Origin of the sequence: Acinetobacter sp. PW68 (assembly GCF_020982655.1) — a bacterium.
Lineage (GTDB): Bacteria > Pseudomonadota > Gammaproteobacteria > Pseudomonadales > Moraxellaceae > Acinetobacter > Acinetobacter towneri_A.
In genome coordinates, this window is sequence record NZ_JAHZSX010000001.1 from 1,163,132 (window position 1) to 1,175,103 (window position 11,972).

The window sequence follows — 11,972 nt, forward strand, 5'->3', positions numbered from 1 at the left end:
AAAGAAATTTGAGTATTGAGAGGGTAGGGGAAACATGAGATCGGATGCAACTTTAGAGACCATCTTCCAGCAAGATATTATTGCGCAAATGCAAAGCCATGGTTGGCTTGTGGGTTCAGGCGCAGGCTATAACCGTGAAAAAGCGTTGTATGAACAGGATGTTTTAGACTTCGTACAAAAGACCCAAGACAAAGAGTGGCAGAAGTTTAAAAGCATCTTCCCGAATGATACTGAACGTCATTTTTTAGATACCGTGGTGGCTCAGCTTAAAAAAGCCGACATCAATGCCACCGATGTTGAATCTCGTAGCTATGGCACATTGGGCGTATTACGGCATGGTATCCGTACCCGTGGGGTACGTTTTTCATTTTGCCAGTTTAAACCTGAACATGGCCTAAACCCTGAACTGAATCAACGCTATCAGCAAAACATCTGCCGTGTGGTGCCTGAACTGGTGTATAGCCCATGTACATCCAAAGCCGAATTAGAGGCAACTGGCAAACAAGCCAAAAAATGGCGCATCGATCTGACCCTGTTTATCAATGGCTTCCCTGTGGCAACTATGGAACTGAAGTCTGAGTTTAAACAGGCTGTGCAAAACGCCATGACCCAGTACCGAAAAACCCGATTGCCCAAAGACCCTGAAACCAATAAGCCTGAACCCTTGCTGATGTTTAAACGCGGTGCATTGGTGCACTTTGCCGTGAGTCAGTATGAAGTGTATATGGCGACACATTTAAATGGTGACAGTACCTACTTCCTGCCATTTAACAAAGGCACCAAAGAACAGGGTGCAGGCAATGACATTCCTGATGATCCTAATCAGTATGCAACAGGCTATTTATGGAATGAAGTACTCACACCTGATAGCTTGCTGAATATTGTTGGTAACTTTATCCATCTTCAGATTGAAGAAAAGGAAGACTGGGAAGGTCGTATATACAAAAAAGAGAGCCTGATATTCCCACGTTATCATCAGTGGAAAGTCGTCACCAAACTGGTTGAGGACTCATTGGCTGAAGGCACAGGACAGAAATACCTGATTCAGCACAGTGCAGGTTCGGGTAAATCTAACTCGATTGCATGGACGGCGCATCAGTTGTCCAGTCTGTATGATGCTCAGAATAAGAAGATGTTCGATTCTGTGATTGTGGTGACAGACCGAACCATCTTGGATGCACAGCTTCAGGATACGATCTATCAGTTTGAACATGCCGATGGCGTCGTGGGTCGGATTAACAATAAAGAAGGTGATGGCTCTAAATCCGAGAAACTGGCAAAAGCCTTGGAAATGGCTCAGCCGATTATTATCGTGACCATTCAGACTTTCCCGTTCGTACTGCGTGCCATTGAAAACAGCACCAGTTTAAAAGAACGTAAATACGCCGTCATTGCCGATGAAGCCCATTCATCGCAAAGCGGTTCCACGGCGCGTCAGCTCAAAGAAACTTTGATGATTGAAGAGCGTGAAGAAGATGAACAGCTTTCTTCTGAAGATGTACTCGATGCGGTGATGGCATCACGTAAGGGCAGTGCAAACCTAAGCTTCTATGCCTTTACCGCAACCCCAAAGGATAAAACCTTACAACTGTTTGGACGCTTGCCCGATCCAAGCATGCCGCCGTCTAAAACCAATATTCCTGTGGCATATCATGTCTATTCGATGCGCCAAGCGATTGAAGAAGGATTTATTTTGGATGTACTGAAGAATTACACCAACTATAAAGTCATCTACAAGCTCAAGCAGAAGATCGAAGAAAAAGACGCTCAGGTCGATGCCAAGAAAGCCAAGACCAGGCTGAATCAGTGGGTACGCTTACACGATCATAATATCTCGCAAAAAGTACATATCATTATTGAACACTTTAAAAAGAATATTATGGGCTTACTCGGTGGACAAGCCAAAGCCATGGTGGTGACCAGCTCACGTAAAGAAGCTGTACGCTATAAACAAGCCTTTGATAAATACATTGCCGAGAATAAATACCAGAATATTCAAGCCATGGTGGCATTCTCTGGTGAAGTTGAATTCAACCAGAATGATTCTGATTGTAGTCATTTACTGGGGCAGAAATTTACTGAAAGTAACATGAACCCAAACCTGAAAGGTCGTGAAATGCGTAAGGCATTCGATAGCGATGACTTTCAGGTAATGATTGTGGCAAACAAGTTCCAGACCGGCTTTGACCAGCCGAAGCTGTGTGCTATGTACGTAGATAAAAAGCTAGGTGGAGTAGAGTGCGTACAGACCTTATCTCGTTTGAATCGTACTTATCCGGGTAAAGCAGAAACTGGCACCTTTGTTCTGGATTTCTTTAATGAACCGCAAGATATACTGGATGCCTTCCAACCTTACTACCAAACAGCAGAACTGGCAGATGTGTCCAATCCTGATCAGGTGTACGATCTGGCCAACAAGTTGAAGTCAGCAGGTATTTTCCTTATGACTGAGGTAGAGCAGTTTACAGAAGCTTTTTATAGCAAGAACAAATCCAATGCGGCACTTGCCAATATCTGTAAGCCTGCGATGCAACGCTGGCAACATCGTTACACGGCAGCCGTGAATGATTATGATGTCACCAAGAACCGTTTAGAACGCTGTAAGCAGACAGGGGACGCCGTACTAATTGCCAATGCGGAAAACGAATTTGCTGAAGCGAAGAAAGCGCGTGATGCTCTGGAAATCTTTAAAAAGGATTTAGGCAGTTTTACCCGTTTCTATGAGTTTATGTCGCAGATCGTGGAATATGACGACAAGGAGTTGGAGAAGCTCAGTCTTTTTGCCCGTAACTTGCGCCCATTACTGCGTGAACAGGTGGCCGAAGAGGATGAGGTTGATCTAAGCAATGTTGCAATGACGCATTACCGTTTGTCCAAGTTACGCCAACAGGATATTCAGCTTAAAGCCGATAGTACCGAGCATAAACTTGAGCCTGGTAATGAACTGGGTACTGCAAAGCCGAAAGACAAGAAAGAAGACTTTTTGTCGCAGATTTTAAGTCGTATGAATGATCTGTTTGTGACGGACAATCTGACAGAGAAAGACATGATCAACTATGCTCTGACCATTGCTGACAAGATGTCTGAGAACACACGAATGATGAAACAGATTCATAACAACACTCGTGAACAGGCCATGCTGGGTGAGTTTGACACGGCGCTTGATGATGCTGTATTAGACAGTAATGCAGCGCATATGGAGCAAATGACACAGTTGATGAGTGATCCTGCGAAGATGAAGCAATTTGCGCATATTATTTATGATGTGTTGGTGAATAGAGAACAGAAGAATTTTTAAAAAATAGTTTAAATGCTAGGGGGTAATATGAATACGGTTCCGCAGATTGAATATGACGACGAAAAAGATATCAATATCTTGAAAGGTCAGTTAATAGAAATAAAAAAGAAACTACTAGCTTATGATGATGTAGAAGAAATTTTATATGATGCTATAGAAGAGCAAAATTGGTTTACTTTTAAAAATAAGCCATTTGTTGTATTTGATCGTAGAACTGGTTTTTTATTTCCAAATTTTAACCACGTTAAACATGTTGCCTATCGTGAATGGAATGAGCTAAAAAAATCTTATGGGCCTAACGATATTGAAAAAGGGCGATGGGAAATTCTATCTGAGATTTTTTATTATAATGAGAAAACTGATAGAACTAAAGGTTCATATTTTTTTAAACAAGGCGAACATAATTTAAAATTTGACTATCCAAAAAAATTTAGAGGATCTAAGGCTACTGGCATATTTATTTCAAAGCATATAGATAAATTAGGTCAATTAAAAAAGATTAACTATATAACAGGCTTCAGCACAAATGATTCTTTTTCTTGGTATGTCACAGGAAATTATCAGAATTACTTAAACCATAGTGTATTCCCTGTACTGAGGGTATTGAATAATCCAAAATTATTACCAGATCATCCGAGTATGATCGGAAGGGAAAAAAGCAAAATAATTTTGAATTTCTTTATAGATAAAGGATGGATGCCGATTTTTGAGCCCTTCTTGGATCAGTTTCACAATGAATCCAATGATGATTATCAGAACAGATTCAATATAGCTAAGAAACAATGTGATGAGTACAATAGTATTTTTGAAATTTACTATGAAAAAAGACAATTAGAGAAAAAACTTTTGGATCTTGGTCTAACTTATGATGATCTGTCAAATGCGGCGGTATCAAATGTGGGTAAAGTGTCTTATGACTTTCTTGTTGAAATACAAAACTATAATATTGATGAAATCAATAAATCTGTGTGGCAGTACAGTCTTTCTGCACAAAAATGGCTGAATAGTCTTTTAGGTAAAATTGATGAATGGGAAAATGACAATCTAGATCTAGTGAAGACTGCCCTCGAATTAAAGCGGGAGCTAGACAAAAAGTTACCTGTAAGTATCAATGTCACTACGGAAGAAAAGCAGTTACTTGAATCACAATTACAACAGATTAAAAAACGACTTGATCTAGGTTTAACGCTGTTGCGCTCAAATTTAATCAATCTGTTATCTGAATCTCAGCAAATCTCTTCTAATTTAGAGCAGACTAATACATTGTTTGGACTCGCTCAGCTTGAACAACAAGCACGCCCAAGTTTTGAATTACTCGCTGAACATACTGCAACGCTATGTACCAAGACATTAAAAGAAATGGAATGGCTAGACCAATCCCTAGATTTTGTGAGAACAGTAGTCAGTGTTCTACGTAAGTCAGCGGAAGACTATCTCATTCTCGTTGATAAGTATCAACAAGACCTCATACAGATTGGTTTAGACAATAGCATTGAAAGTGAAGAAATAGCCAAGTGGTTTGCTGAGTGGCGCAGTGAGCGTTTATCTTTACTAAAACAGTTTCAGCCTTTGTTGGATGCTGGCTTAAATAAACTTATAGATGAACAAACTGTACTTGATATTCTGCCATGTATTGAGCAGTACCAGAATGAGTTAGATCAATTTTATTTACAAAAGCGTTTAGGTATTCATACTACTTATGCCTTCCAACCGAATGGACACCGTCAAGAGAAGCTTGAAAAAGAGCAAGAACTCACCAAGCTTGTTCACCAGTTTATGCAACAGTTAGAAAAGGTCATCTTTAATACCAAAACAACGGCACAGAAAATTTGGCTTATACGCTTTAGTGAGGTTTGGCAGCAAGGTATGGTGAATGAAATTACAAATTTTCTAGCCAAAGAACAGCTAATAGAACGTGATGATGTTGTTTTAATTATGAGTGAAGAATTACGTAAAGTTCAGCAGCAGAACTTAGCATCATGTTTGCAGGATGCTCAAAGTTATAGTGAAGCTTTAGCTCAGCGAGAAAAAGACGTAAATACATTGATTTTTAAAATGCGTAAAGCATTAATGAAATAAGGAAAAATATAATGGGGTTGTTTAGTTCTATTGGTGGTTTTGTTAGTAAGGCTGCAAGTGCAGTTGGCAGTTTTTTAGGTGGAGCTGCATCAAGCAGTGGAGGTGGAAGTGATCGTGAATATGGTGGCTCATATTCAACGTCGACTTCTACAAGCTCTACAGTGACCAACTATGATCCAGATAAGGTGGAAGTTGCTAAACTAGAAAATGAACGTGTCGATCTAGTCAAAAATGCTCAGCTTGAATTGATGGAAGTCAATGCTCGTCTGGAAGCAGTGATGATTGAAGCTCGATGCAAAGGCTTTCAGGCGATGCAAGGCTCAATGATGCAAATGCTTAAAGAGGTCAATTTACTCGCTGAAGAGCGTTTGGTTCTCTTGGAGAATGGTAGTCAGGAACAAGTTCAGAAAGTTGAAGCAATGTATGCTGATCTGGGAAAAGACATCGAAAATGACGACTTTATGTTTTCAAAAGTTCCACAGATGTTGGATATAGCAAACAAATTCCCAGAGGAATCAGACAGCCGAAAACTTTATATGAGTGGTATTGACCGAGAAATGGCAAAGCATTTTGATTTCAAGACAGAACAGTTGAAGAAACTGAATGAACGTTGTCATATTGTCGTTGCCTCTGTTGTTGAAAGTAAAAAGCAAATGCAGGTCCATATTGATACCGTCATTTCTAAACGTATTGAGCACATTGAACAGGTGATGCAAGTGAATGCACAGCTTCCTTATAGTGCGACGGCGCAGATTGGTGGTGGTGGCAATCAATTGAAAATTGAGCAGAAGTCTTAATTTGTAAGATTTATTGACATCATTTCAATATAATTGGTATCTGCTTTGTTTTTAAAGATCGCAGATTCAAATCACAAGTGCGACACATTTGTAGTTAGTTGAAAAAGTTAGGTGTATTCATTGAATCATTAGACTTTTTCAACTCGCAACTAGAAAGCACACAATGAAGAAATACCCCCTAACTTTCTCAAAATGAAAGATACGAAATTTATGTCACTTTGAAAAGTGAAAGTTTAATCGCTACCCTTATTTGGGAGTTGGGACGTTCACGATCAACTATCTATCGTGAAATAAAAAGAAATACTGGGCAACGTGGGTATAGAGTTCAACAGGCAGCGAAATTTGCAAGTCAAAACGGTATCGCCCTTCATCAAAAATGACAGCGTTTGCCTTTGCTTATATTGATTATTTGGTTGGCTTATGCAAAAGCTTCGAGTAATGCCTTTTAATTTGGATGAACCACGAAATTTCAAAATTACTTAGTGTTTTCTCTGTACGGTAAGTGCGATATTGGGTACTAAACGGTACTTTTTGACTAGTTAAGTTCCAATTTTAGCACTTATCGCATTACATATATGCATAGACAGGAAATTTAGAGGGGATACCCTTTATTCATTGAGTACTTGGAGTCGTTCGATAATTTTTACGGAAAATGGTAGCCAATAGTTCCAGAATTTAAGAGGTACGGCTTTGTTGCACAAAGATTTCATAACTATATGATTTTAAAAGTTTTGATTATTTTTTGATCCAAAATTAAATTTATTTAAATCAGATGCTTACATATTTATGCAACAAAGCCATGGATGAGTCGTAACACCATGACCTTTAAATATGATCGTGTGGGAAATGATTTTTATGTATATGTAGAGAATAATTTTAATGATTAATACCGCTAAAATAGCGGATAATTTAATGCAGATACTTATTTGTCAGTTTGAGTAGATGTGGATGGTGTGAAATTGAAATATAGGGAAGTTGTAAGTGTATTTATGTCGTATATACAAAAAATGAGAGAGCATTCTTGATTAAAAGAAAGTAAAGCTTGGGTAGCCTTGCTAAGACTGGGCGGAATTTAAAACCGAGTGAAATCATTTATTAAAGCGTAAAGAAATAGATTTTGAGTTTGGGGGAAATGATGAATTTTTGGGTTGCTGGTGCTGATTGGGATGGTGAAGATAAAACACCTGAGTTTATTGAAAAAGGCATTTGGCAGAATGGCTATACAGATAAATATCTGGATCGCGTAAATGCTATTCAAGCAGGGGATCGAATTGCAATAAAAGCAATTTATGGCCAAAAATATAATATGCCGTTTAATAATTACGGTTGTCTTGTAAGCTGCATGAAAGTCAAAGCCATTGGTACCGTAAAGAAAAACTTAAATGATGGACGCACCTTAGAAGTCGAATGGGAGCAACAATTTGAACCTGAAAAAATAATTTACTTTTATACTTATCGTCAAACAATCGTAAGCGTCCGCTGAATCCCATACCTATTTTTTAATTCGATTTAGGTTTCCAGCGGTGTGGTAGCAATTCTTCAATTTGGGTCACTTTGTGTGTCGGTAACCTTTTCAGCACATCACTTAAATAGGCATACGGATCCAAGCCATTCAGCTTTGCTGACTGGATTAACGTCATGATGTTTGCCGCTCGCTGACCACTGCGCAGCGAGCCAGCAAACAGCCAGTTCTTACGTCCCAACGCCCAAGGTCGCATTTGATTCTCTACCCAATTATTGCAAATCGGTAGATTGCCATCATCCAAATAGCGGCTTAAAGCTGGCCAACGCTTCAGAGTGTAATTGATGGCCTTGGCGGTGGGAGAACTCGATGGCACTGTCAGATGATGTTGGTTGAGCCATTCATATAGTTGTTGCATCACTGGTTGACTATGCTGTTGTCGGTATTCGCGGCGGTCTTCCGCTGTACCATCGGTCTTTTTCCTGAGCTCTGCTTCTATGGCATACAGTTTCTGAATCAGCACTAATGCCTGTTCAGCGACCTGACTTTTCCCAGTTACATGCAGTTCATGGAATTTACGACGTGCATGGGCCATGCAGCCCACCTCTATGACCTGGCCTGATTTAAAGCGTGCTTTATAACCACTGTAATCATCACAGACTAGATAACCCTGCCAGCCTTTCAAGAACTCTGCAGCATGCTGGCCTGAACGACTATCCTGAAAGTCATAGATCACCGCCTGAACTGGATTGTACTGTGTAGTGGCATAGGCCCAGACATAACCTTTCTTCGGTTTTTTATCATTCTCACCCATCCGCATGATGGTGACCGGTGTTTCATCTGCATGCAGCACCTGCTGTTGTAGTACCACCTCTTTTAAGGCATTGGCCAGAGGTTCCAGTTCTACACCGCAGCGACCTATCCAGTCAGATAAAGTTGATCTAGAAAGTTCGATTCCCGCCCGCTGATAGATCAGACGTTGACGGTACAGCGGCAAATGATCGGCATATTTCGATACCAAAACATGGCTGAGCAGTTCAGGTGAAGCAATGCCTTTATCAATCACATAGGCGGGCATCGCTTGCTGAGTCAGGGTGTCACACTGATCACAGACCCATTTACCACGCACATGCTGTTCCTTATAGAACTGTGCCGGTCTGAAATGCAGTTTTTCACTGACATCTTCGCCGATACGCCGGAGTTGGCATCCACAAGCACATTGGGTTGATGCAGGTTCATGCTCAATACGGATGGTGTGTAGATGATCTGGCAGTGGTCGACGTTTAGGTTTATTGGTTTTGGCTTTGTGTGTCGCTGCATTGGTTTTATCTGCATTTAGCCGTTCCAGTTCTAGATCAACCGCGGCAATATCTTCTTCAACCGCTTCATCCCACAGATGGATTTGTTTTGCCGTTAAGTGTTCATTCTTTTGGGCGAATTTGTGCTTTTTAAACAGCGCCAGTTCATGCTCGTATTTTTGATTGAGAATAGAAAGATGTTGAACTTTAGAATCTAATTGCTGATTGGTGACTTCAAGATGTTGAACTCTGGCATCTAATTGCTGGTTTGATTGTGCTAGAGACTGATGCTGCATCGCCAACTGCCGGGTAAATTCCAGCAGTTGTTCATGGGTCAGTTGGCTTAAGTCAGGCAGCGTATTCATGACCGCAGTATGCCTGAGGTCATGAAGAGAATGAAATAGAACGTTTGGAGAATAGCAGAATAGCCGAGCTTGGTTTAGAGCATTGTTACCACTTGCTGTCGTCCAATGCGCTGCCAGGGCAAACCCTGGATTAATGCCTGTAACTGTTCCGGGTTGAGGACCACGGTTTCACCTTGGTGAACTTGAGCCCAGTGGAATTTTCCCTGTTCCAGCCGCCTGGCACACAGCCAGATGCCCAGTCCATCATGTACCAGCACTTTCATACGATGGCCACGTTTATTACAGAACAGGTAGGCGCAATGCGGTTTGATGTAGCCAAAGGCTCTCACCACCTGAGCCATGGTCGTATCCATACCTGCACGCATGTCCATGGGCTGAGTAGACAACCAGATTTCATCAATGCGGATCATGTTGCAAGTGCCTTGAGTAATTCTGCCAAGACAGGTATTTCTGATGTCTGCCATTTTAGCTGAATATCATTATTCGTATGAGGCACGGTGATACACAACGTGATCCTCTCATCAATAGGTTGGCTGATTGCAGCAGTGTAAGGCAAAGCAATAAATGCTGGATTCACATGAGTAGGATCCTGCACGGCACCCTCATGATGCCTGAAGATCCTGATCCAACGACTGACAAGGTTGGCATTAATACTATGTTGCAGTGCGACCGAAGCGATCGAGGTATTAGGATTTTTACAGGCATTGACAATACTGAGTTTGAATTCTTTGCTGTATGTTCTGCGTTTTTTAGCAACAGGAGGTGTTGCTGAATATATATCCATGTTCATGGATTAAGTCCCCACTTGTTTTTAGGTGGGAACTAAATTAAGGCTTATAGGATCGCTTGGTAAGGCTGTGTTAGCCGGATGCTTACAAACAATCACCCGTATAAAAAGAAAAGATGTCCAAGACTGTATCTTTTCAGGCCATACTCAGGATTTAACTGAACTTGAAAACCTCTATAAAAAACGATCAGAGAGTAGAAAAGAAAAGCTAACGGATGAATTTATTCTAAAGCAGTTTAAAAATGTTCCGAATTTTAATCACATTGAACAAAATACTGAGCATCGAAAGCTTTTTCTAGAGTTGGCAAGATATATCCATGAAACACCTATGGATTGGTGGGTTGCACCTTCAGAGCGGCCTCCGGTTAGATTCGGCACAAACAATAAATTCAATGGGCGAAATAGTACAGTGAGCTATGTGGCTGCTGTTGGTTTCGATCAAGATGGCACATTCTATATTCCAAATGAAAATGAATCAGAGTTTTCAATAGATGAGTTAGGAACAATTCGATTAACGGCCTCCAAATTAGAAGAACTCAAAAGCATGTCCTTGAACAAAATGGAAACTGATCGAGATCCTTTTGTGGGTTATTGGCCGGAAAACTATAACAATATTGATATAATAGAGACTAACATGAATCCATCAGAACAGATAAAACAGCCCCTAAACCGTATTTTATTTGGTGCAGCGGGTACAGGTAAAACTTACCATACGATTAACCATGCCTTATCCATTATTGAAAACAAACCTCTCGAAATTTTAGAACAAGAAGATCGCACGGCGCTAAAATTACGTTTTGATCAGTACAAAGAACAAGGTCAAATTAAGTTTGTCACTTTCCATCAAAGTTTTAGTTATGAAGATTTTGTGGAAGGGATTCGTGCTGAAACGGATGATAATGGGCAGTTAAGCTATGATGTAAAAGCAGGCGTATTTAAAGAGATTTGTGAAGATGCCCAAATAGAAATTGATGCTAAGCAAAATAATGTATCAGCACCGATTGAAGCAAGCATCAATAGTGCGATTGATCAACTCATTACTCAGGCTAAAACAGAGGAAATGATTTTTCATACTAAACGTGGTGCGGAAATTAAAGTATCAAGTAATTCAGCAGGCACGTTATTTGCTCTTACATCTACAGGAAGTAATATCACTTTATCTATTAGGCATATTCGTAACTATTTGAAGACACAAAGTGACATTATTGTTGATCAAAAAAGTTATGAATGGGCTATCGCTAATTCATTACGTTCAGAAGTTGAATATACAAAGTCTATTGAAAAAGTAAAACCTTATGTACTCATCATTGATGAAATTAACCGAGGTAACATTTCCCGTATCTTTGGTGAATTGATTACGCTAATTGAAGATTCAAAACGCCAAGGCGCAGACGATGCATTGTCGGTGACACTTCCATATTCTAAAGATGACTTCTCTGTACCTGATAATGTTTACATTATTGGTACCATGAATTCGTCTGACAGATCTTTAACAGGTTTAGATATTGCCTTGCGCCGTCGCTTTACTTTTATCGAAATGCCACCAAAGCCTGAGTTTCTAACTGGCGTTGAGGTTATGGGTTTGGATATTAGAAAGTTATTAGAAGTCATCAATCAGCGTATTGAGGTGTTATTAGACCGAGATCACTGTATTGGGCATGCCAACTTTATGACTTTGCAGAAAGATCCATCTCTTACTAACTTAGCGCAAATATTTAAGCAAAAAATCATTCCTCAGCTTCAAGAGTATTTCTTTGATGATTGGTCTAAGATCAATATGGTGCTCAATGTGAACCGTACCGGGTTTATCGGAGACTTTTTTATTTAAGTTAGGCCACCTGACCTAATGAACCGTACCGGGTTTATCGGAGACTTTTTTATTTAAG

At 40.2% G+C, this 11,972-nt stretch carries 8 protein-coding genes and 1 pseudogene; 6 read left to right on the forward strand and 3 right to left on the reverse strand.

What is annotated here, in order from left to right; translation table 11 throughout:
• The first annotated feature begins 34 nt into the window (after positions 1-34).
• The 5 genes and pseudogenes from K1T76_RS05535 (at position 35) to K1T76_RS05555 (ending at position 7,657) form a co-directional block, all read left to right on the forward strand.
• Positions 35-3,298 carry a type I restriction endonuclease subunit R gene (locus tag K1T76_RS05535; RefSeq protein ID WP_230244499.1) on the forward strand — a complete coding sequence of 1,088 codons (3,264 nt, stop codon included), beginning with the start codon at positions 35-37 and terminating at the stop codon, positions 3,296-3,298.
• A 27-nt stretch (positions 3,299-3,325) separates the two neighbouring features.
• Positions 3,326-5,377, forward strand: coding sequence for a hypothetical protein (locus tag K1T76_RS05540; RefSeq protein WP_230244501.1), 2,052 nt, complete (start codon positions 3,326-3,328; stop codon positions 5,375-5,377).
• A gap of 11 nt (positions 5,378-5,388) precedes the next feature.
• Positions 5,389-6,174 (forward strand): hypothetical protein, encoded by a 786-nt coding sequence (locus tag K1T76_RS05545; protein ID WP_230244503.1) that lies wholly within the window; start codon positions 5,389-5,391, stop codon positions 6,172-6,174.
• Positions 6,175-6,337: 163 nt separating this feature from the next.
• Positions 6,338-6,595 (forward strand): annotated as a pseudogene (locus tag K1T76_RS05550) (IS30 family transposase); the annotation flags it as partial.
• 711 nt (positions 6,596-7,306) lie between these two features.
• The gene (locus K1T76_RS05555) at positions 7,307-7,657 is read left to right on the forward strand and encodes a hypothetical protein (protein ID WP_230244505.1); all 351 of its coding nucleotides are present in this window, start codon (positions 7,307-7,309) and stop codon (positions 7,655-7,657) included.
• 16 nt (positions 7,658-7,673) lie between these two features.
• On the opposite strand, the gene tnpC is transcribed toward K1T76_RS05555, so the two are convergent.
• The 3 genes from tnpC to K1T76_RS05570 all read right to left on the reverse strand — a co-directional run bounded on the left by tnpC (position 7,674) and on the right by K1T76_RS05570 (position 10,089).
• The gene (gene tnpC / locus K1T76_RS05560) at positions 7,674-9,299 is read right to left on the reverse strand and encodes an IS66 family transposase (RefSeq protein ID WP_230243835.1); all 1,626 of its coding nucleotides are present in this window, start codon (positions 9,297-9,299) and stop codon (positions 7,674-7,676) included.
• Between the two features lie 74 nt (positions 9,300-9,373).
• Positions 9,374-9,709: an IS66 family insertion sequence element accessory protein TnpB gene (gene tnpB / locus K1T76_RS05565; protein ID WP_165382150.1), complete on the reverse strand. Its 336-nt coding sequence runs from the start codon at positions 9,707-9,709 to the stop codon at positions 9,374-9,376.
• The gene (locus K1T76_RS05570) at positions 9,706-10,089 is read right to left on the reverse strand and encodes a transposase (RefSeq protein ID WP_130122116.1); all 384 of its coding nucleotides are present in this window, start codon (positions 10,087-10,089) and stop codon (positions 9,706-9,708) included. The genes tnpB and K1T76_RS05570 overlap by 4 nt, the downstream gene beginning before the upstream one ends.
• 25 nt (positions 10,090-10,114) lie before the next feature.
• Here K1T76_RS05570 and K1T76_RS05575 point away from each other — a divergent pair, with 25 nt between their 5' ends.
• The gene (locus tag K1T76_RS05575) at positions 10,115-11,914 is read left to right on the forward strand and encodes an McrB family protein (RefSeq protein ID WP_230244507.1); all 1,800 of its coding nucleotides are present in this window, start codon (positions 10,115-10,117) and stop codon (positions 11,912-11,914) included.
• The last annotated feature ends 58 nt before the right edge of the window (positions 11,915-11,972 follow it).